Source organism: Streptomyces sp. NPDC055025 (genome assembly GCF_053608565.1).
On sequence record NZ_JBSGVS010000001.1, the window covers coordinates 89,601 to 110,117 of the forward strand.

Consider the following 20,517-nt stretch of genomic DNA (forward strand, 5'->3'; position numbering starts at 1 on the left):
GGAGAAGAGCCGTGAAGATTGTCAGCTTCGGACCCGCCCGCGGCGAACAGCCCGGCGTCCTGCTCGACGACGAGCAGCGCGTCATGCCGCTGGCGTCGGCCCTGGCCAGGGCCGGCCTGCCCACTCTCGACACCAACGCCATCCTGGCCTTTCTCCCCTACCTCCAGCCGATCATCGAAGCGGCGATGAAGAACCCGATCGACACCGTCGACGTCGCCTCCACCCGCCTGGGACCGCCGGTACCGCGGCCCGAGAAGATCATCGTCGCGGGCGGCAACTACCAGTCCCACGTGGACGAGGCATCGGGGAAGAAGGACGCCCCGTCCCCCTCCGAGCCCCTGCTGATCTTCAAGCCGTCCAACACCGTGATCGGTCCCCACGACACCCTCGTGCGCCCGGCCGAGACCGAACAGCTCGACTACGAAACGGAGATCGCGGTCGTCATCGGCCGAGGCGGCCACCGCATCGCCCGGGAGGACGCCTACGATCACGTGGCCGGATACATGATCGGCAACGACGTCACCGCACGGGACATGGCCTTCAAGGACATCGAACTGAGCCCGCTGTACTCCCAGATCACCCGGGCCAAGGGCATCCCGACCGGCGCCCCGTTCGGGCCATGGCTGGCCACCAAGGACGAGATCCCCGACCCGCACAACCTGCACCTGCGCTGCTGGGTCAACGGCGAACTGCGCCAGGACGGCTGGAGCTCCGAGATGATCGTCGACATCCCGGGCCTCATCTCCGACTTCAGCAACGTGCTGGAACTCTCGCCCGGCGACATCATCTACACCGGTACGACCACCGGCTGCGGCGCCTTCCAGGACCCGCCCTCCTTCCTCTTCGCCGGCGATGTGGTCCGTATGGAGATCACCGGTCTCGGCGTGATGGAGACCCCGGTCGCCGACGGGAAGACGCCGTGAGCGACACCCACCTCCTGATCATCGGAGGAGGACCGGTCGGCCTCGGTGCCGCGCTGCTCGCCTCCCAGTACGGGATCCCCTGCGTCCTGGTGGAGAAGTTCCCCCAGCCCTACGCCCACCCCAAGGCCCGCGGCGTCCGCGACCGGGGCATGGAGCTGTTCCGCTTCTGGGGACTGGAGAAGGAGATCAGGTCCCAGGCCGCCTACAACCCCCGGCACGGCTTCGTCTACTGCGACTCCCTCGCGGGCGAGGAGTACGGCAGCACCCCGCCCGGCCAGGAGGACACCACCCTCGGACCCGTCGGTACCTGCCGCATCCCGCAGGACTCCCTCGAACGCGTCATGCGCGAACGAGTGGCAGCCACAGCCGGCGTCGACGCCCAGTTCGGCGTCACCGTCGTCCGGTTGACCCAGGAAGACGAGCACACCCGGGTCCTGCTCCGGCCCACCGACGGCGGAGACACGAAGGAGGTCACCGCACGGTATGTGATCGCCTGCGACGGAGCCGCCGGCTCCACCCGCGAGGCTCTGGGCATCGAAATGGAAGGAGAGACCGTCGGATACTGGCAGAGCGTCTACTGGCACGGCGACATCTCCGACGTCATCGGCGACCGCACCGCCATCCAGTTCCTCACGGCCGCCGAGGACGGCGGGTTCGTGACCGTCGCCCCCGTCGACGGACACACACGCTGGCTCACCTTCCGCATGCGCGACAGCCGGAGCGGGCACCCCGGCCCGCTCACCGACGACCAGGCCCACGGCCTCATCGAGGCCGCCGTCGGACAACCTTGCACCGCCGACATCCTCAGCGCCGCCACCTACAAGGTGGAGGCCGGCGTCGCCTCTCGCTACCGGGCCGGCTCCGTCTTCCTGGCCGGCGACGCGGCCCATGTCTTCCCGCCCACCGGCGGCTTCGGCCTCAACACAGGCGTGCAGGACGTACACAACCTGATCTGGAAGATCGACCTGGTCCTGCGCGGCCTCGCACCGCGGGAACTGCTGGACACCTACGAGACCGAACGCCGCCCCGTCGCCCGCTCCAACGCCCAGTGGAGCAAGCAGAACGCCGAACGGTTCGAAACGGTCTGGCAGCGCATCATCAGCAAGGAACCCGCCGGCAACCCCATCGACCGCCAGCGCGCACACCTCGCCGCCCTGGAACGGGACCTGGCCTTCCGCTACGCCGACGGCGCACTCGGCCAGGACACGGAGGACACCGGCGCGGAGGACACCGACGACACCTCCGCCTTCTTTGCCGCCACAGGAAGACGGGCACCACACCTGTGGCTGCGCCCCGCGAGCGAGCGGCGTTCCCTCCTCGATCTTCTCGACGGCCACCTCACCCTGCTGTACGGCCCGGAGGGACAGGACTGGCACGAGGCCGCCGTCCGGACAGGTGAGCATCTGCGTCTGCCGCTGCGGACCCTGGAGGTGCCGAGCGCCGAATGCGACGTGGATCCACAGGAGTTCGACCGCCTGTACCGCATGCCCCCCGGCGGAGCGGTCCTGGTCCGCCCCGACGGGCATGTGGCCTGGATGCACGGCGAAGCCGAGTCCGGCCATCACGCGGCGCTCTTCTCCGAGGCCCTGCGCCGCACGTTGGGCGGAGCGGGACGGTGACCACCGCCGTCGGCGAGCGCTACGCCCTGAACCTGTCGCTGCCCCCGTTGCGGGGGCAGCCGCTCCTGCCGCGGATACAGGCCGCCGCGGCGGCGGGGTTCTCGCTGGTCGAGACATGGTGGCCGTTCACCTCGGTGCGTCCTATCCGCGGCCAGGCCGAGGAACTGCGCGAGGCGTTGTCCGAGGCGGGTACGCGGCTGGTGTGCATGAACATAGACGCCGGAGACTTCGCCGCGGGTGAGCGCGGCATCCTCAGCGATCCCGCCCGGCAGGAGGCGTGCCGGGCGAGCATCGTCGCCGCGGTCGAATTCGCCTCGGACGTCGGCTGCCATCTGCTCAACCTGCCGTACGGCAACCGCCTGCCGCACCTCAAGGAGGAGGACCAGCACCGTACCGCTTTCGACAACCTTCTCTTCGCGGCCCGGCATGCCGGCGCCCACGGCATCTCCGTTCTGGTGGAGGCCCTCAACCCGCTGGACAACCCCCGGTATCTGCTGACGAGTGTTGACGCGGCGGCCGATATCGTACGGCGGACCCGGAGAGCGGGCGCCCCCGGCACAGGGCTCCTCCTCGACGTGTACCACGTGGCTCGTACGGGGCAGGACCCCGCCGAGACCGTGGCGCGGCACGCGGACGCCCTTCTGCATGTGCAGTTCGCGGACGCTCCGGGGCGCACTTGCCCGGGTACGGGAAGCCTCGACTTCGACCGCATCGTGGCCGCCCTGAGGGACGTCGGTTACGAAGGACTGGTGGGCCTGGAGTTCGACTCCCATCCTGGCCGGCCCAGTACGCCCTCGGATGCGCGCTCCTTCGCCGCGGGGCATCCCTTGGCGGACCGACTGACCGCGGCGACCGTACGATGGGGTTCGCCGACCGGGAGCAGCACCGTGAAGGCGGTGGCCTCCGGCCCGCTCGACAGACGCACAGAACCACCGTGAGCCTCTACGACGGCGGCGACGATGGACAGGCCCAACCCGGACCCGGCCGCCGCTCCCGCGCCCCGGTCATCCCCTCGTACGAACCGGTCGAAGATGCCGGCCTGGAGAGCCGCAGGGACGCCCGGACCGTCGTCCGCCACCGTGAGCCGCACCGTGCCCCGCGGATGATCGGCACCGGGCGCTCTCGCGTCCTCCTCCTCGGATCGCAGACTCAGGGTGACCCGGGTCCCCGCGGGAGTGTGCAGATGGCCATTGGCCAGCAAATTGGCCAGCACCTGCCGCAACCGCTGCGGATCGCCCTCGATCACAACAGGCGACTCAGGCAGGTCCAGGCACCAGCCGTGGTCCGGACCCGCCGCACGGGCGTCCTCGATCCCCTCCAGCGCCAGCAACGTGAGATCCACACTCTCCCGCGCCAGCGGCCGTCCCGCGTCGATGCGGGCAAGCAACAGCAGTTCGTCCACCAGTTCCCCCATGTGGGCTGATGTCCTCTGGATGCGCCGCAACGCCCGGAGCACCTTCGCCGGGACCGGCGCCGTCCCGGCCAGCGACAGCTCGGCATACCCGCGCACGGCGGCGAGCGGAGTGCGCAGCTCATGGCCGGCGTCGGCGGCGAACCGGCGAAGCCGTTCCTGACTGTGCTGGCGTTGCGTCAGGGCCTGCTCGACATGCCCCATCATCCGGTTGAGGGCCGCGCCGACGGCACCGACCTCCGTGCGTGGATCCGTGTGAGAGGCCAACGGCGGCAGCCGGACCTCTCCCGAGGCCAACGGCAGCCGGGTGATCTCGGTGGCCACGGCAGCCACATCGTGCAACGGCCTCAACAGCCTGCGGATCCACAGCACCCCGGCGAGCCCGGTGATCGCCAGAGCGACCCCGAAGACCGTCGAACACACCAGCTGAAGCTCCCGCGTGGCATCGGCCACAGGTTTCAGCGGCAGCCCGGTGATGAGTGTCTTGCCGTCGTCGCCCTCGACGGAGACCACGCGATAGCTTCCGACCTCGCTCAGCCGCACACTGTGGGCCTGCCCGTCACACCGCACCGCGGCGAGGGAGACGACGTCGGCGGAGCTCAGTCCCGCGGCTGTCCCCTCTCCCGCATCGACGATCGCGGAGTCCAGCAGCGTCCCGTCACGCAGGAGAACGCCGAGCGTCCCCTGCATCTGCCCACGCGTGTCCCCCTGCCCCGCGCCGGCGGCACGCGCCTGCGAGGAGGACCCCAGGCTGGCCGGCAGCCGGTCGGTGGCCTGGATCAGCTGCTCGTCCAACCGGTCCGTCAGCACGTCACGCAACGCCACACACGCCACCACACCGACCACAGCACAGCACACGGTCAGCAACACCAGCAGGCCGCAGGTGAGCCTGGCACGCAGGCTGAGCGGCCGGACCCCCCGCACGCACACCCTCCGAGACGGCCCGGCCCGCCACGGGCCGCGCCCGCCGCGCGCTCCCCGTCCTGAGACGCCGTTCATGACGTCCTCCGCCGCTGCGACGCGGGATCCAGCGCATAGCCGGCACCTCGCACGGTACGGATCATCGGCGGACGGTCCGCGTCGATCTTTCTGCGCAGATAACTGACATACAGCTCGACGACATGGGCACTGCCCCCGTAGTCGTAGTCCCACACGTTCTTCAGCAACTGACTACGGCTGAACACCTGACGCGGATGCCGCATCAGGAAGCGCAGCAGCTCGAACTCCGTAGGCGTCAGATGGACCGGGACGCCGCCGCGATGGACCTCGCGGGCCCCCTCGTCGAGCACCAGGTCCCCAACGGTCAGAGCGGCGGAGTCATCGCGCAGCCGAGCCATGCCGGCTCGCCGCAGCAAGCCGTGCAGCCGCGTCACCACCTCGGCGAGGCTGAACGGCTTCGTCACATAGTCGTCGCCTCCCGCGGCGATCCCGGAGATCCGGTCCTCCACCGCGTCCCTCGCTGTGAGGAACAGCACGCACACATCGGGCAGGAAGCGACGCACACGCGCCAGGACCGTCAGCCCGTCGAAGTCGGGCAGCATGATGTCCAGCACCACCGCGTCGGGGCGGAACTCCCGGGCCGCGGTCTCGGCCCCGAGCCCGCTCGCGGCACACTCGACCTCGAACCCCCGCGCGGCCAGCGCCGCGCGGAGCACCTCGGTCAGATCCGGCGAGTCGTCCACCACCAGGACGCGCACCGCGGTGCCGTCCGGCGTGGTGAGCGTCCCCCCGGAGACGCGGGAAGTACCACGGTCGGGGCTGAGGGAAGTGTTGGAAGAAACGTCCATGCATATCCCTCTACCAGCCGATTCTGAGACAGGGATGAGACCACGCCTCATGGCATCGCCCCACTCGACGGCTGAGAGGAAACACAGAAATCACCTCGGCACAGTGGGCACCTCCCCGAGCCACGAAATGGAGGCGTCAGCCATGTCCGCAGCTCACGGCGGAGCCGGTGTGCGCACGCAACCGGATCGCCATGCGTCCAGGAAAGACACCCGCTCGTCCGACCCGGCGAGCCTTGTACAAGCAGCGATGTGGACCGGCCTCGTCGCTGTTCTGGTCCTGTGGTGGTTCACATCGCACGCGGTGGTCGGCCTGGCCGGCTGGATGATCGGCGCCGGCGACATCTTCGGCATGGTCGCCGGCTACACCTGCGCGCTGCTGGTTCTGCTCATGGCGCGCATCCCGTATCTGGAGCACATGGTCGGCAGCGACCGCGTAGCGCGCTGGCACGCCCGCGCCGGCCGGTACACGATCACTCTGCTCGTGTTCCACATCGTCTTCGAGTTCTGGGGCAGCGCCCTGGAACGAGGCACCCCCGTACTGAGCCTCGCATGGCAGATGACCATGCAGTTTCCCTATCTGCTTCCCGCCGCCATCGGCGGAGCCCTGCTCCTCGTCGTCGGGCTGGTGTCCGCGGGCCTCGTACGCCGACGAGTCCCTTACGAGCTGTGGTACTTCCTGCACCTGACGACCTATCTGGCACTCTTCCTGACGTTCGGCCACCAGCTGGCCCTCGGCGCGTCCTTCGGCGGAACCTTCGCCCGCGGATGCTGGTTCACCCTCTACCTGGCCGCGGCCGGCGCGGTGCTCCACCACCGAGTGCTGACACCGATCCGCCGCAATCTGCGGCACCGGCTGCGTGTGGAGTCGGTGACCGCGGAGGGCCCCGGCACCTGCTCCGTCGTTCTCCAGGGCTCCCGGCTCGACGAACTCGCCCCCCAGCCAGGCCAGTTCTTTCGCTGGCGCTTCCTGACCAAGGGGCTGCGCCTGAGCTCCAACCCCTACTCGCTCTCCGGCGCGCCGACCCCCGACTCCCTGCGCATCACCGTCAAGCGGTCGGGAAACCACAGCGCACGACTGGCCGGCCTGAAGCCCGGCACCCGAGTCTGGGCGGAAGGCCCGTACGGCGCGCTCACCGCGGCGCGACGGCAGCGCGCCAAGGTGCTGCTCATCGCCGGCGGAGTCGGGATCACCCCACTGCGCACGCTGTTCGAGACCCTTCCCGCGGCTCCCGGCGATCTCACCATGATCTACCTCGCGCGCAGTGAGGCCGATCTCGTACTGCGCCACGAGCTGGAGGCCATCACCCTCCGCCGGGGGCACCAACTGCGCTGCGTCGCGGACACGCCCGCCAGTGGCAGGCCCTCCCCGCTCACGGCAGCGGCTCTGCGGGCCGAGGTCGCCGATCTGCCTGAGCACGATGTCTACCTCTGCGGACCGCCCGGCATGATGTCGGCGGCCTGGGACGGCCTGCGGAAGGCCGGGGTGCCGGCGCGGAACATCCACCACGAGTCCTTCACGCTGTGAGGCCCCTGATGAACGACCGACCTGTACGCCGCGTCATCGCGACCACGCTGGCCACCGTGGTGGTCACCGCCGGGCTTCTGGCGGCCAAGCCGCATGCCGGCACCGGCCCGGAGCGAGGAGGCCCCGGCCCCGGCCAGATGGGGAACGAGCGGCCCACCGACGGTCGCCCCGGCGAGATGGGCACGAACGAACAGCCCACCGACGGCCGGCCCGGCCAGCTGCCAGAAGGCTCCCGCGGCGGCATGCAGGGTCAGCCGTAGCCGCGCTCCGCGCGCGACACCCGTCCGCGCAACCGTCCCATCGCCAACCATTCGCTATTCGCCAACCGTTCGCCATCGAGAGGAAGGCTCATGTCCGTGCCGTTCCCCCGTGTACCTCGCACAGAACCTGTCGGCCAGATCCCGGCCGGCCGTCGTCCAGCTCACTCGTCCGAGCCTTCGTCGGCTACCGCCCCCTCGGCCTACGGGTGGGCGATACCGCTGCGGCCCCAGGCGGCCGGCCGACGCCGTAGTGGTCTGCGGGCCGGCGTCGCCGCCCTGTCTGCCGCCTTGGTCCTGGGGTTGTCCTGGGGCCTCGCGTCCACCGGTCTGGTCACCATGGACCGACCTTCCGGGCCGCCTCCGGGCCTTGTACAGCAGCAGGACGGCCAGGGGCCGTCCGGCCAACGTGGAGACGCGGATACGGACAGTCGGCCTCCGCAGGGCGAGTCAGATGGCGGACGCCGGCCCGACACCGACACTCGGCAGGAAGCCCCTCCGCAGGAAGCCCCTGCGCGGGACGCGGCTCACAGGTCGGCCACCAGCGCTGTCGGGTTCTCCACACGGTCGGCGACATAGCGGAGGAAGCCGCCCGCGGCACCGCCGTCGCACACGCGGTGGTCGAAGCTGAGGGAGATCTGCACGACCTTGCGGACGGCGAGGGCTCCGTCCACGACCCACGGCTTGTCGATCACGCGCCCGAAACCGATGATCGCCGCCTCGGGGTGGTTGATGATCGCGGACGATCCGTCGACACCGAACACACCGTAGTTGTTGAGGGTGAAGGTCCCACCGGTCAGGCGGTCGAGTGGCAGGGAACCCGTACGCGCCAGAGCGGTGAGACGTTTGAACTCGGCCGCCAGCTCCACCGTGGTCATGAGGTGGGCGTCCCGGACGACCGGAACGATGAGTCCGCGGTCGGTCTGGGCCGCGAAGCCGAGGTGGACATGGGGGAACTGGACGATCTCGCCGGCGGTGGTGTCCACGGTCGAATTCAGTTCCGGGTAGCGCCGCAGACCGGCCACGCAGATCCGGGCGAGGAGCGCGAGCAGACCGATGCCGTGCTCGGGGTCGGCGGCCCGGAGAGCGTTCTTCATCTCCAGCAGGCCGGTTGCGTCGGCGTCGACCCACGTGGTCGCGTCCGGGATCTCCTGGCGGCTGCGGGTGAGCTTGTCGGAGACGGCGCGACGCAGTCCGCGCAGCGGAATCCGCAGCGCGTCGGGGCCGGCGCCGCTCACCGGCGCGGCACCGGCGACAACCGTGGCCGGCGCCGGCGGTGTCTCCACGTTCACTTCCACCGCTGCTGCCGCGATGGCCTGCTCGACGTCACAGCGACTGATCACACCGCGCGGTCCGCTCGGCGTGATCAGCGCGATGTCGACGCTGCTCTCACGGGCCAGCTTGCGCACGAGCGGCGAGATCACCCGCAGGGCGAGATCGGCGCCGACGGGCCGAGTGGCGGCCGCCACCGGCGCCGCCGGTGCCTGCTGCTGTGTGCCGGTACCAGGTGCGGCGGCGCGGCGGCGTCGGCGGCGCGACGGCGGGGCATGCCCCGTGCCGTAGCCGATCAGTACGTTGCCCGATCCGGCCCGCTCCTCCTCGCGGTACCGCTCGGCCGCGGCCCGCCCCGCGGTCTCCCGCGGTTCGCCGGCCGCGGGCGCGCCACCGACGGAGACGCCACCGACGGAGATGAGGGGAGCGCCGACAGCGACGGACGTGCCTGCCTCGGCGTGGAGGCGGGAGACGATCCCCGCGTAGGGGACCGGTACCTCGACCGCTGCCTTGGCCGTCTCGACCTCGACGACGATCTGGTCGATCCCGACGGTGTCGCCGACGGCGACCTTCCACTCGACGATCTCGGCCTCGGTCAAACCCTCGCCGAGGTCGGGCAGATGGAACAGCTGTTCCGTGGTGGTCGTCATGCGCCCTCCCGCGCCAGGTGACGGGTGTCGGGCAGGTCGTCGAACTGGAGCCTGTCGACGGCGTCCAACACACGGTCGACACTGGGCAGATGGGCGTGTTCCAGTTTCGGCGGGGGATAGGGGATGTCGAAGCCGGTGACGCGCAGTACCGGGGCGGCCAGGGAGTGGAAGCACCGTTCCTGGACACGCGCCGTGATCTCGGCGGCGACACCGGCGAAGCCCTGGGCCTCCTGCAGAACGACGCAACGGCCGGTCTTGCGGACCGAGTCCGTCACGGTGGTGTCGTCGAAGGGCACGACACTGCGCAGGTCCACGACCTCCAGACTGATGCCTTCCCCCGCGGCGGTCTCGGCCGCCTCCAGGGCCACCGGGACGCAGGGGCCGTACGCCACGAGCGTGCCGTCGCGCCCTTCACGGCGCACCGCCGCCCGACCGAGCGGTGCGGCCCGCCGGGTCTCGGTGCCGGCGTCTTCCTTCGACCAGTACAGCCGCTTGGGCTCCATGAAGACCACGGGGTCGGGGTCGTCGATCGCGTCGCGCAGCAGCCAGTACGCGTCCTCGGCCGTCGCCGGGGTGACGACCTTGAGGCCGGGGGTGTGCGCGTAGTAGGCCTCGCTGGAGTCACAGTGGTGCTCGACACCGCCGATGCCGCCGGCGTAGGGGACGCGGATCACCATGGGCAGGGAGAGCCGGCCGCGGGTCCGGTTGCGCAGCTTGGCCACATGAGAGGCGATCTGTTCGAACGCCGGGTAGGCAAAGGCGTCGAACTGCATCTCCACCACGGGGCGGAAGCCGGCCATGGCCAGGCCCACGGCCAGGCCGATGATCCCGGCCTCGGCCAGAGGGGTGTCGAAGCAGCGGTCCTCGCCGAACTCGGCGGTCAGCCCGTCCGTGATGCGGAACACGCCTCCCAGCGCGGCGACGTCCTCGCCGAAGACGAGCACCTGCCCGTCCGCACGCATCGCGTCTCGCAGAGCGCTGTTGAGCGCCTGCGCCATCGTCATCGAGGCCATGGATCAGTCCTCCTGGAAGAGCGACTCGGCGGCCAGCTGGGCACGCTGTTCGAGCAGTTGGGGGGTGGGTTCGGCGAAGACGTGATCGAACAGCTCCATCGGGTCGACCTCGATGTCGGCGTTCATTCCGGTCCTCAGCTGTGCGGCGAAGGCCTCGGCCTCCTCCTTGACCGCCTCGATGTCCTCGCCGGTCAGCAGGCTCCGGCCCCGCAGGTAGGTCTCCAGGCGGGACAGCGGGTCGGCGCTCTCCCACTCCTCCACTTCCCGCCGGTCCCGATAACGGGTCGGGTCGTCGGCGTTGGTGTGCGCCTCCATGCGGTAGGTGTGGGCCTCGACCAGGAAGGGCCCCTTGCCGGAACGGGCGTGCTCGACGGCGGCCAGCAGGACGGACAGGACCGCGACCAGGTCGTTTCCGTCGACCTGCTCGGACGGGACCCCGTAGCCCACGCCCTTGTACGCCAGGGCCGGCGCGGCGCTCTGCCGGGACAGCGGTACGGAGATCGCGTACCGGTTGTTCTGGATGAAGAACACGACCGGTGCTTTGAGGACCGCCGCGTAGTTGAGAGCCTCGTGGAAGTCTCCCTCACTGGTTCCGCCGTCACCGATGAACGCCATGGCGACGCCGTTCTCGCCCCTGCGGCGCAGCGCGTCCGCCATACCGACGGCATGGATCGTCTGCGTGGCCAGGGGAGTGCACTGGGGTGCCACGCGCGTGGCGGCCGGGTCGTAGCCGCAGTGCCAGCCGCCGCGCAGGAGAGTCAGCACCTCGAGCGGGTCGATCCCGCGGGAGACCAGGGCGACCGAGTCGCGATAGGTGGGGAACAGCCAGTCCTGATCCCTCAGCGCCAGGACGCCCGCGATCTGGCACGCTTCCTGGCCGCGGCTCGACGGGTACACCGCGAGCCGCCCCTGCTTGGTCAGCGCGGTCGCCTGGGTGTCGAACCGGCGGCCGAGGACCATGCGCCGGTAGGCCTCGCGCAGCGATTCGTCCGAGGGGGCTTCATATCCCGGCGGGGGCTTCACGGGCCGCCCGTCCGGTGTCACGAAGCGGACCGGCGAGAGAGAAGGGAGGAGGCTGTCGACCGCTTGGCGGAGTGCCTTCACGGACATGCTTACACCGCTTTCCTTTGGACACTTGACACGCGAATCGTGGCCCGCTTCGGTATAAGTGTTCAAGCATTGAGGGGAAGCGGAGAGAGATTGCCGACCCTCTCCGAAGTGGAGGACAAAATGTCGAGCGTGGACAGTCCGGTGAGCTTCGACGCGGGACGTTCTGCCGCCGGTCTCGATGACATCGACCGCGCGATCATCGCCGCGCTGCGCCGGGACGGGCGCATGTCCGTGCGGGCGCTTGCCGAGCAGGTGCACATCTCAAGGGCCAACGCCTATGCGCGGATCGGCCGGCTCACCGACGACGGCGTCATCCGCGGCTTCACCGCCCAGCTGAATCCGCGGAAGCTCGGGCTGGGAACCACGTCCTACGTGTCCGTCACCATCGAGCAGACCGCCTGGCGAGTTGTCTCGGTCCGCCTTGGAGAGATCCCGTACATCGAGAACTTCGCTCTGGTCGGGGGCGACTACGATGTGCTCGTTCTGGTCAGGGCACCCGACAACGACGCGCTGCGGCATGTCGTTCTGGAGTCGATCCAGGACATTCCCGGTGTGCGGGCCACCCGTACCTGGCTCGTGTTCGAGGAAGTCCAGGGACTCGGATCCGAATAGGGACGCTCCACGCGGGACCGGCGGCGGATTTCCGACGGAAGCAGGGCAGCGGTCGGCCCATGGGGCGAACTTTCCCCTCCTCACAGGCGCCGGAGCATGTTGAGCGGGCCGGCCGGACGGCACTGCCGCTCACCCGACGACGCCTGACCGAGAGGGCCGTGGCGCCGAGATCGTCAGCGGCGCACCCCCGCGAAGGCGTCCACCATCGCCTCGGCCACCTCGGTGAGGTGATCGTTCATCAACAGTGCGGCCGCGTGGCTGTCCTTCGCCTCGACCGCGGCCAGGATTTGCCGGTGCGCCCCGAGTTCGGCGGTCGAGGTGATGTGGCCCTCGACCTTGGGCATGAGATGGTGCAGCCGCCGTACCTCGTCGAGTTGGTCGACCAGGATCGCCAGTGCCCTGCTGTTGCCGGCCATGGCGGCCAATTCCGTGTGGAAGGACCGTGCCGCGCCCAGCGCCGGCTCGAGCGACGCCGCGTCACGTGACTGCTCGGAACACAGGTGCGTCAGCCGGGCCACGTCGTCGGCGCTGCGCGAGTGGGCGGCCTGCCCGGCGATGACGGGCTCGACCATCCGGCGCACTTCGAACACCTCGCGGATGTCGTCCAGATGGACGGGGCGTACCAGATAGCCCTTGCGTGGCATCACGACGACCCATCCGTCCTGCACCAGCAGCCGCAGGGCCTCACGCACCGGCGTCTTGGAAATGCCGTAACGGGCGGCGAGTTCGGGCTCCAGCAGGAGTGCGCCGGGACCGTGCCGGACCTGAAGGATCTCCTCTTTGAGCCGGTCGTAGACCTGCTCCGTCAGAGAGAGTCTGCGGGCAGGTGGCTCGTCGGTCCCTGCCATGACCAGCGTCCTGTGCTGTACCGCCATGGACTCCATCCACCTCTGTCTCCTGCGATGCCTAAGTTATATGGCGCGCGTCGATCCGCGGCAACCATGAGCTCCGCGGCCTACCGCGAGCGCCGGGCCGCGGTGCGTCCGGCGAGCCTTCCCGAGTACAGACAGGGCCCGAACATGGTTCCTTCGAGTGCGGCGCGCCCGTTGATGTGCCCGCCGGCCATGCCCGCCACCTCACCGGCGGCGTACAGCCCCTGGATCGGCTCACCCGAGGCTGTGAGGACTTCGCAGCCGGGGCCGGTGCGGACTCCGCCGAGGTTCTTCTGGGCCATCGGAAAGAGCTGGACAGCTGTCAGTTCCCCCGTCAGCTCGTGCAGGCCCGCCAGGTGGCGGCCGGTCAGCGGATCCTTGTCGGCACCCGAACGCACGGCCGCGTTGAACGCCCCGACAGCACCGATCACCGCCTCCTCGGGAAGGCCTGCGGCTCGGGCGAGCTCTCCAGGGCCCCCGCCGGTGCGGACGTGCGCCGAATCCGCCCAGTACTTCTTCATCGCCTCGGGGTTCGGCCCGGCCGGTGTGCCGTAGTACTCGTTGTCGATCAGCAGGACGCGGTCGGCTTCGGCCGCGGAGAAGACCAGCCAGGCGGTGCGTCCAGGCTGGGCGAGCAGAGCCTTGGTGCCCGAATAGCCACCGCGCAGGGATTCGTCGTGGAACCTGTGCCCCTCGGTGTTCAACCAGATCTCCGTGGTCACCCCTCGGATGCCGAGCCCGCGGGCGCCCGAGGGGTCGCTCGGGTCGGGGGTGCCGTAGGGGTAGACCCAGATGTGGTCCAGGTGGGTGAAGTGCGCGCCGCAGGACTCCAGCAGGTCGTGCCCCAGGCCTGCCGCGGTGGGGGACCCGCCGGCGAGAACGCGCGGGAGGTCGCGCAGTCGGGGTGCGTGCTCCAGTACCTTTTCGACGCGGCCGATGAAGCCCCCTGTGCACACGGCGACCGCGCCTGCGGTCAGTGTCTCCACACCCTCGGCGGAGCGGATCCGCACCCCGGTGACCCGGCCCGCGGAGAAGCACAGCTCTTCCGCGGTGGCGCCGGTCCGGATGGCGACGCCGAGCTTCTGGACACGGCCTGCGAGCACCTCGATGATCCGGCGCCCCCAGCCGGCCGGTACGTGCCAGCGCGGCACACTGTTGCCTTCGGGCTGGTCCAGGGCCCGCCACTCGATGCCGAGATCGGCCAGCCACCGGTACACCTCACGCGCGCTGTCGGCGGCGTAGCGGCCCGCCCACTCCAGGTCCGCCGTCGGCCCGCCCATCCGGACCCAGTCGTCCAGGGCCAGGCCGACGCTGTCGGTGATGCCCTGTGACCGCTGGAGCGGGGTGTCGACGATGAAGCAGGCGGCGCCGCTCATCACAGACGCTCCGCCGATGGTGTCGGCCGCCTCCAGAACGTGGACGGTGAGTCCCGCCTCGGCGGCCTCCACCGCGGCCGACAGGCCGGCGACACCGCTGCCGATCACGACGAGGTCGAAGGTGTGCGGGGTGCTCCGGGGGGTGTTCACCGGGTCTCCTCCGTGATCGTGCTCGGATCGATGTCCTCGACCGACGTTCGTCCCGTCATGCCCATGCACGACTCCAGCTCACGCTTCAGGAAGTCGAGCACGCCCCGGACGCCGTCCGCTCCGTGTGCCGTCAGGCCCCAAAGGCAGGGCCGGCCGATGAGTACCGCTCGGGCACCGAGTGCCAGGGCGATCAACGCGTCGCGTCCGTGCCGGATGCCTCCGTCCACCAGGACTTCGGGCGCGTCGGAACGGCCCCGCAGCGCGCCGATCACCTCGGGCAGGCACAGTGCCGTGGGGCGGCCGAGGTCCAGGGCCCGGCCGCCGTGATTGGAGACGATGATCGCGTCAACCCCGCGGTCCGCGGCCTGTACGGCGTCCTCCGCCGTCGTGATCCCCTTGATCACCAGCGGGACATCGGCCACCTCCCGGAGCCAGTCCAGGTCCTTCCAGGTGACCCGGGCGTCGTGATCCCACTCGCCGCCCCTGACGTGGGCGCTGCGGTCGAGGACGTACAGGGGCGGGTCGCCGGGCAGATGCGCGACGGCGTGCCGCATGCGTTCGCCCAGCAGGGGCCGGACCGGGAGATCCGCCGTCAGGCACAGGGCCTCCGCGCCCAGATCCACGGCGCGGCCGAGGATCTCGCGCAGCAGGCCGCGGTCACGGCGCCAGTAGAACTGGAACCACGTGGGGCCGCCCACGCCGAGTACCTCTTCCATCGGGGTGCCGGTCCCCGAGCTGAGCACCATCGTGGTGCCGAAGCCGGCTGCTCCCTCGGCCGTGGCGACCTCGCCGCGCGGATGTACGAGGGTGTGCAGACCGGACGGGGCGACGAGGAACGGGGCCGCGAGCGTACGGCCCAGCACGGTGACCGAGGTGTCGACGTGCGAGACATCGGCCAGCACGCGCGTACGAAGTGACCAGGCGGCCCAGGCGCGCTCGTTGGCGAGGACCGTGGCGTTGGAGCCCGCCCCCTCCTGGATCATCGTCCGGACCGGCTCCGGCCAGCTCTGCTCGGCCCAGGAGCTGAGTGTCCCGAGGTCGGACAGCGTCTCGATGCCGGGCGGCGCACCAAGGTCGGTCGAGGTGTCGTGTAGTGCCATGACATGAAGGGAATCAGATATATCTAGGAAATACCATTGACATGGCAGTGAAATCTGATGACCATCTCAGCATTCGATCCGGGCTGACTCGCAAGAGGTCCTCATGACCAAGCACTGCCGTTCAGCTGTTCTCACCGCCGCGTTCGCCGGGGCCGTCACCCTTCTCGCGGGGTGCGGCTCGGGATCCACGGCCGATTCCAGTTCGACATCCACCGGCACCGGCGTCACGTCGGTGAAAGTGGGCACGTCGCCCACGCTGACCAACGCGTCGCTCTACCTCGCGATGGAGGACGGAACCTTCACCGAGCACAAGCTCAAGGCCACACCTCAGGTGGTGAACTCGGGCGCCCAGGCGCTGCCTCTGCTCCTCAACGGCCAGATCCAGTTCACAGCGGCCGACCCGATGGGCGCCATCAAGGCGATCGAGCAGAAGATGCCCGTCAGGATCGTCGGTCAGGGCAGTGTGAACACCTCCGACCCGGCCAAGGACACAACCGTCCTCGTCGTGGGCTCCGACGGGATCAGGAAGCCGTCGGATCTCTCCGGCAGGACCGTGGCCGTCAACGCCCTCGGCGGGCTGGCCCAGATCGCGGCCCAGGCCGCGATCGACGCCAAGGGCGGCGGCTCCGAGGACGTGCGTTTCGTCGAGATGTCGTTCACGCAGATGGTCGCCGCGGTCGAAGGCGGCAAGGTCGACGGCGCGGTTCTCAATGAGCCTTTCGTCTCCCAGGCGCGTGCGGCAGGGCTCAGGGATCTGATGCCGGTGATGTCCACGGCGATCCCGACGGTGCCGAACATCGTGTATTTGGCATCCGAGAGCTATGCGAAGAGTCACCCGGAAGTGGTCAAGGAATTCGCGGCTTCCCTGGATGAAGCGAATGCCGCGCTGAGCGATGACCCGGAGAAGGTGAGGAAGGTGGCGCAGAAATCGACGACGACCGGCGCCGACGTCCTCGCGAAGATCACTCTGCCCACTTTTCCGGACGAGCCCCTGAAACGGACCCCGTTGGACACTCTGCAGACCCTGATGGTCACGTACGACGCTCTCGACACCAAGATCGACCTGGCCCCGTACCTCCTGACCGCCCAGTCATGAGTGTCATGACCCGAAACCCCCGGCACACCGGCCGGGCGGCCCCGCGAAACAGCGGGGCCGCCCCCCGCCGCCGGGCGGCGTTGCTCGGCGCACGTGTGCTCTGCACCGTTCTGGCCCTCGGCGTCTGGCAGGTGCTCGTCGCCTCCGGCGCCCTCCCGGACTCCGCGGTGGCCGCACCCCGGGACATCGCCGGCGCGCTCGGATCGCTGCTCACCGGCGGCCTCCTGTGGTCGGCGGTCGGTGACACGGCCTCGTCCTGGGCGATCGGCCTGGGGATGTCCCTGGTCATCGCGATCCCCCTCGGGCTGCTGCTCGGGGCGAGCGGGCTGCTCTACCGCATGTCCCGCTTCAGCATCGACTTCCTGCGCTCCATCCCGCCGATCGCCCTGATCCCGCTGGCGCTCCTGCAGTACGGAGCCACCGCGAAGATGACGCTCGTCCTGGTCGTCTTCGGATCCCTGTGGCCGGTGCTCCTTCAGAGCATGTACGGCATGCACCAGCTCGACCCGGCACTTCGCGACATGGCCAAGACCTACGGCGTCAAGCGCCGCCACTACGTCACATGGATCGTGCTGCCCAGCGCGGCCCCCTTCGTCGCCACCGGCATCCGGGTCGCCGCGACCATGAGCCTGCTGCTCACCAGCGCCGCCCAACTCATCGGCGGCGCACCGGGCCTGGGCGCTCAGATGACGATCTTCGAGCAGGGCGGCGACATCCCCGGCATGTGGGCCGTCGTCGTCGTCATCGGACTGCTCGGCATCCTGCTGAACCAGGGTCTGCTCGGACTGGAGAGGAGGGCACTGCGATGGCACTCGGCCTACCGTCCCACCGCGCCGCGGTGAAGACCCCCACGCCCAAGGGCCGGCGCCGGCGCCTGCTCTCCGACGTGGGCCTGGAACTGATACTGCCGGTGAGCGCCGTCGCGCTCTGGTGGACGCTCAGCTCCGGCAGCACCTCGACGTACTTCCCGCCCCTTTCCGAGAGCGTCTCGGCCCTGCGGCGCGTCTGGCTGTTCTCGCACTTCCTCTCGGACGCGGTCCCGAGCCTGCTCCACCTCGCCACAGGCCTCGGCATCGCCCTCGTCATCGGCGTCACGGCCGGCTTCGTGCTCGGACTGGTGCCCTTCCTCGCCGACGCGTTCTCGCCGGTCCTGGAATTCGCCCGCGCCACACCCGGCGTCGCACTCGTCCCCGCCGCCCTTCTGCTGTTCGGCATCGGAGCTGAAATGCAGGTCAGCCTCATCACGTACGGCACGGTGTGGCCCATCCTGCTGAACACCGTGGACGGAGTGCGATCGGTCGACACGGTGGTGCGGGACGTGGCGACCAGCTACCGGCTCCGGCGCCGGGACCGGCTGCTGCGCGTAGTCCTCCCCGCAGCGAGCCCGCAGATCATCGCCGGTGTCCGCACAGCCCTGTCCATCGGCATCACCGTGATCGTGTTCAGCGAGATGGCCGGCTCGACCAACGGCATCGGCTATCGCATCCTCCACGCCTCGCGCGAATTCGCGATCGCCGACATGTGGGCCGGAATGCTGTTTCTCGGCATGGTCGGTTACCTCGTCAACATCGCCTTCCGCAGCCTGGAGAACCACCTGCTGCGGTGGCACCGCGGCATGCAGAGGCTGGAGCGGCGATGAGCCCCGCGTACACGGCACGGCCGCGACCGCCCCGCAGGGGACGGCCGGACACACCCGATGAACTGGAGATGACTGGTATGGCAGGTCCGACGGGGTACAACGCCCACGACGCGCCCCCCGAGGCGAGTGCCGTGGAACGGTCCGTGGTGCTGCGAGTACAGGGGCTGACGAAGTCGTACTCCGGCAAACCCGTCCTCGGCGGGATCGACGCCGAGGTCCGCAGCGGTGAGTTCATCTGCGTCGTCGGCCCGTCCGGCGCGGGCAAGACCACCCTGCTGCGCTGTCTCAGCGGCCTCTTGGCGCCGACGGAGGGTGCCGTCCTCATGGACGAGGTCCTTGTGGAACGGCCCCCGGAGAAGCTGGCGGTGGTTTTTCAGGACTACAGCCGCTCGCTGATGCCGTGGATGAGCGTGCTGGGCAACGTCGCGCTGCCCTTGCGGTCGCGCGGCATGGCCCGCGCCGACCGGCAGCGGGCCGGCCTGGCGGCGCTGGCGGGTGTGGGCCTGGAAGGCTGCGAGAACCAGTACCCCTGGCAGCTGTCCGGCGGTATGCAGCAACGGGTCGCCATCGCACGGGCGTTGGCCTACCAGCCCGAGGCACTGCTCATGGACGAGCCGTTCGCGTCCGTCGACGCCCAGACACGGGCCGACCTCGAAGACCTGATCCTTCGGGTGCGCCGGGACTTCGGTGTCACCGTCGTGCTGGTCACGCACGACATCGACGAGGCCGTCTATCTCGCCGACCGCGTCCTGGTGCTCTCCGGTCGGCCCACCACCGTACGCGCCGTCGTCGACGTCCCACTGCCGCCGGACCGCGACCAGCTCCACACCAAGTCGCTGCCGGAGTTCGCGGAGCTGCGCTCCCAGGTGCTGAAGCTCATTCAGCAGGCCTGACACCACCCGTCGAGGGCGCCGGGTTTTCCAGCGTCCGGCCGGTCGTGCCGCGAGCCAAGTCCTGAGCGCGGCGGCGTTTTTCACCACCCGACGGTGGTACCGGCCGAGCTGCCGCGGACGCCCGCCGGCGGCTGGACGGACATCGACGCCCGCCGCGGCCTCCTCCCGGGACACTCTGCCCGGCCGCCGACATCCTGTGCCCACCCGCCTTCGTCACCGGCCGGTTCGCCCTCCCTCAGGCGCGCCGCCCGGTCACCGCCAAGGAGCAAGCCCATTTCTGGCGAGGTCTGCCTGATCGACGGAGCCCGTACCGCCCAGGGCCGCTACGGCGGCGCACTCGCCTCCGTACGCCCCGACGATCTCGCCGCCCTCGTCGTAGGCGAGGCCGTGCGCCGCGACGCGGTCCCGGCGGACGCGGTCGACTAGGGCGTTTCGTTTGGATCATCGGGCTGACCAGATGAAGATGCCTGCGAGGTGGAGTCCGGCGAGGTAGATGGTCGCGGTCTTGTCGTAGCGGGTGGCCAGGCCGCGCCACTGCTTCAGCCGGGACGGGGATGACCGCTCGGATGCCGTGTCTGCGCAGGTGTTCCCGGATGGCGCGGGAGGAGTACGCCTTGTCGGCCAGGATCACGTCCGGTCTGGTGCGGGGCCGCCCGCGAGGGCGGGGGACGCGTAGGCGGGCCATGACGTCGGGGAACGCGGGTGCGTCGCCGGCCTGCCCGGCGGTGAGGACGAAGGCCAGGGGTCGGCACCGGTCGTCGGACGCCAGGTGGATCTTCGTGGTCGGTCCGCCGCGGGAGCGGCCGATGGCATGGTCGTGGGGCTCGCCGGCCGGGGCCCTTTTTGCGGGCCCCGGCGGCGTGCTGGTGCGCGCGCACGATGGTGGAGTCCACCGAGACTGCCCAGTTCAGGTCCTCATCGGCGTCGGCCCGCGCCATCGGCGCGGTGAAGACCCGCTCCCAGGTCCCGTCGACGGCCCACATCCGCAGCCGGTTGTAGACCCCGCGCCGGTTCCCGTATTTCTCCGGCAGATGGACCCACTGCGATCCGGTCCGGAACTTCCACGCGATCGCGTCGATCACCTCACGGTGATCCCGCCACCGACCACCCCGCCTGGGTGTCCGGTCCGGCAACAACGGCTCGATCCGCGCCCGCTGCGCATCAGTTAACGGCACACCCGGACCAACGATCAGATGATCCGAACGAAACGGC

The 20,517-nt window shown here is 69.9% G+C and carries 17 protein-coding genes and 4 pseudogenes; 11 read left to right on the forward strand and 10 right to left on the reverse strand.

Features of this window, described 5'->3' with window-relative positions:
- The first annotated feature begins 11 nt into the window (after positions 1 to 11).
- From ACWGDX_RS00410 to ACWGDX_RS00420, 3 genes and pseudogenes are all read left to right on the forward strand, one after another.
- Positions 12 to 923, forward strand: coding sequence for a fumarylacetoacetate hydrolase family protein (locus ACWGDX_RS00410; protein ID WP_453620709.1), 912 nt, complete (start codon positions 12 to 14; stop codon positions 921 to 923).
- Complete coding sequence (locus ACWGDX_RS00415) at positions 920 to 2,542, forward strand: FAD-dependent monooxygenase (protein WP_453620711.1); 1,623 nt, start codon at positions 920 to 922, stop codon at positions 2,540 to 2,542. Before ACWGDX_RS00410 ends, ACWGDX_RS00415 begins: the two co-directional genes overlap by 4 nt.
- Positions 2,543 to 2,676: 134 nt before the next feature.
- Positions 2,677 to 3,264: pseudogene (locus tag ACWGDX_RS00420) on the forward strand (TIM barrel protein); the annotation flags it as partial.
- A gap of 14 nt (positions 3,265 to 3,278) precedes the next feature.
- On the opposite strand, the gene ACWGDX_RS00425 reads toward ACWGDX_RS00420, so the two are convergent.
- Entirely contained in the window at positions 3,279 to 4,877 is a 1,599-nt protein-coding gene (locus tag ACWGDX_RS00425) for a sensor histidine kinase (RefSeq protein ID WP_453620713.1), read from the reverse strand.
- Positions 4,878 to 4,948: 71 nt separating this feature from the next.
- On the reverse strand, positions 4,949 to 5,740 hold the full coding sequence (locus ACWGDX_RS00430) for a response regulator transcription factor (protein WP_453620715.1): 792 nt from the start codon (positions 5,738 to 5,740) through the stop codon (positions 4,949 to 4,951).
- 142 nt (positions 5,741 to 5,882) lie between these two features.
- On the opposite strand from ACWGDX_RS00430, the gene ACWGDX_RS00435 reads away from it, so the two are divergent.
- Positions 5,883 to 7,265 carry a ferredoxin reductase family protein gene (locus ACWGDX_RS00435; RefSeq protein WP_453620717.1) on the forward strand — a complete coding sequence of 461 codons (1,383 nt, stop codon included), beginning with the start codon at positions 5,883 to 5,885 and terminating at the stop codon, positions 7,263 to 7,265.
- 8 nt (positions 7,266 to 7,273) lie between these two features.
- A complete protein-coding gene (locus ACWGDX_RS00440; RefSeq protein WP_453620719.1) occupies positions 7,274 to 7,525 on the forward strand; it encodes a hypothetical protein in 252 nt (83 codons plus the stop codon).
- Positions 7,526 to 8,049: 524 nt separating this feature from the next.
- Here the strand turns inward: ACWGDX_RS00440 and ACWGDX_RS00445 are convergent.
- From ACWGDX_RS00445 to pdhA, 3 genes are read right to left on the reverse strand one after another with little or no spacing between them, the layout of a single operon-like run.
- The gene (locus ACWGDX_RS00445) at positions 8,050 to 9,444 is read right to left on the reverse strand and encodes a dihydrolipoamide acetyltransferase family protein (RefSeq protein WP_453620721.1); all 1,395 of its coding nucleotides are present in this window, start codon (positions 9,442 to 9,444) and stop codon (positions 8,050 to 8,052) included.
- Positions 9,441 to 10,457 carry an alpha-ketoacid dehydrogenase subunit beta gene (locus tag ACWGDX_RS00450; protein WP_453620723.1) on the reverse strand — a complete coding sequence of 339 codons (1,017 nt, stop codon included), beginning with the start codon at positions 10,455 to 10,457 and terminating at the stop codon, positions 9,441 to 9,443. The genes ACWGDX_RS00445 and ACWGDX_RS00450 overlap by 4 nt, the downstream gene beginning before the upstream one ends.
- A 3-nt stretch (positions 10,458 to 10,460) precedes the next feature.
- On the reverse strand, positions 10,461 to 11,567 hold the full coding sequence (gene pdhA / locus ACWGDX_RS00455) for a pyruvate dehydrogenase (acetyl-transferring) E1 component subunit alpha (protein ID WP_453620725.1): 1,107 nt from the start codon (positions 11,565 to 11,567) through the stop codon (positions 10,461 to 10,463).
- A gap of 120 nt (positions 11,568 to 11,687) precedes the next feature.
- Here pdhA and ACWGDX_RS00460 point away from each other — a divergent pair, with 120 nt between their 5' ends.
- Positions 11,688 to 12,179 (forward strand): Lrp/AsnC family transcriptional regulator, encoded by a 492-nt coding sequence (locus tag ACWGDX_RS00460; RefSeq protein WP_453620727.1) that lies wholly within the window; start codon positions 11,688 to 11,690, stop codon positions 12,177 to 12,179.
- Positions 12,180 to 12,352: 173 nt separating this feature from the next.
- Here ACWGDX_RS00460 and ACWGDX_RS00465 read toward each other — a convergent pair whose 3' ends face one another.
- From ACWGDX_RS00465 to ACWGDX_RS00475, 3 genes are all read right to left on the reverse strand, one after another.
- Positions 12,353 to 13,054 (reverse strand): GntR family transcriptional regulator, encoded by a 702-nt coding sequence (locus tag ACWGDX_RS00465; RefSeq protein WP_453620729.1) that lies wholly within the window; start codon positions 13,052 to 13,054, stop codon positions 12,353 to 12,355.
- Between the two features lie 80 nt (positions 13,055 to 13,134).
- Positions 13,135 to 14,577, reverse strand: coding sequence for an FAD-dependent oxidoreductase (locus ACWGDX_RS00470; RefSeq protein ID WP_453620731.1), 1,443 nt, complete (start codon positions 14,575 to 14,577; stop codon positions 13,135 to 13,137).
- Positions 14,574 to 15,677, reverse strand: coding sequence for an alpha-hydroxy acid oxidase (locus ACWGDX_RS00475; RefSeq protein ID WP_453620733.1), 1,104 nt, complete (start codon positions 15,675 to 15,677; stop codon positions 14,574 to 14,576). The genes ACWGDX_RS00470 and ACWGDX_RS00475 overlap by 4 nt, the downstream gene beginning before the upstream one ends.
- Before the next feature lie 103 nt (positions 15,678 to 15,780).
- Here ACWGDX_RS00475 and ACWGDX_RS00480 point away from each other — a divergent pair, with 103 nt between their 5' ends.
- The 5 genes and pseudogenes from ACWGDX_RS00480 to ACWGDX_RS00500 all read left to right on the forward strand — a co-directional run.
- Complete coding sequence (locus tag ACWGDX_RS00480) at positions 15,781 to 16,773, forward strand: ABC transporter substrate-binding protein (protein ID WP_453620735.1); 993 nt, start codon at positions 15,781 to 15,783, stop codon at positions 16,771 to 16,773.
- Between the two features lie 5 nt (positions 16,774 to 16,778).
- Complete coding sequence (locus ACWGDX_RS00485) at positions 16,779 to 17,615, forward strand: ABC transporter permease (protein WP_453620737.1); 837 nt, start codon at positions 16,779 to 16,781, stop codon at positions 17,613 to 17,615.
- Positions 17,579 to 18,412, forward strand: coding sequence for an ABC transporter permease (locus ACWGDX_RS00490; RefSeq protein WP_453620739.1), 834 nt, complete (start codon positions 17,579 to 17,581; stop codon positions 18,410 to 18,412). The genes ACWGDX_RS00485 and ACWGDX_RS00490 overlap by 37 nt, the downstream gene beginning before the upstream one ends.
- Before the next feature lie 77 nt (positions 18,413 to 18,489).
- Entirely contained in the window at positions 18,490 to 19,305 is an 816-nt protein-coding gene (locus ACWGDX_RS00495) for an ABC transporter ATP-binding protein (protein ID WP_453620741.1), read from the forward strand.
- A 273-nt stretch (positions 19,306 to 19,578) separates the two neighbouring features.
- A pseudogene (locus ACWGDX_RS00500) lies at positions 19,579 to 19,728 on the forward strand (3-oxoadipyl-CoA thiolase); the annotation flags it as partial.
- A 112-nt stretch (positions 19,729 to 19,840) separates the two neighbouring features.
- Here ACWGDX_RS00500 and ACWGDX_RS00505 read toward each other — a convergent pair.
- Both ACWGDX_RS00505 and ACWGDX_RS00510 read right to left on the reverse strand, forming a co-directional pair.
- Positions 19,841 to 20,113: pseudogene (locus ACWGDX_RS00505) on the reverse strand (transposase); the annotation flags it as partial.
- A gap of 79 nt (positions 20,114 to 20,192) precedes the next feature.
- Positions 20,193 to 20,480: pseudogene (locus ACWGDX_RS00510) on the reverse strand (transposase); the annotation flags it as partial.
- Between the last annotated feature and the right edge of the window lie 37 nt (positions 20,481 to 20,517).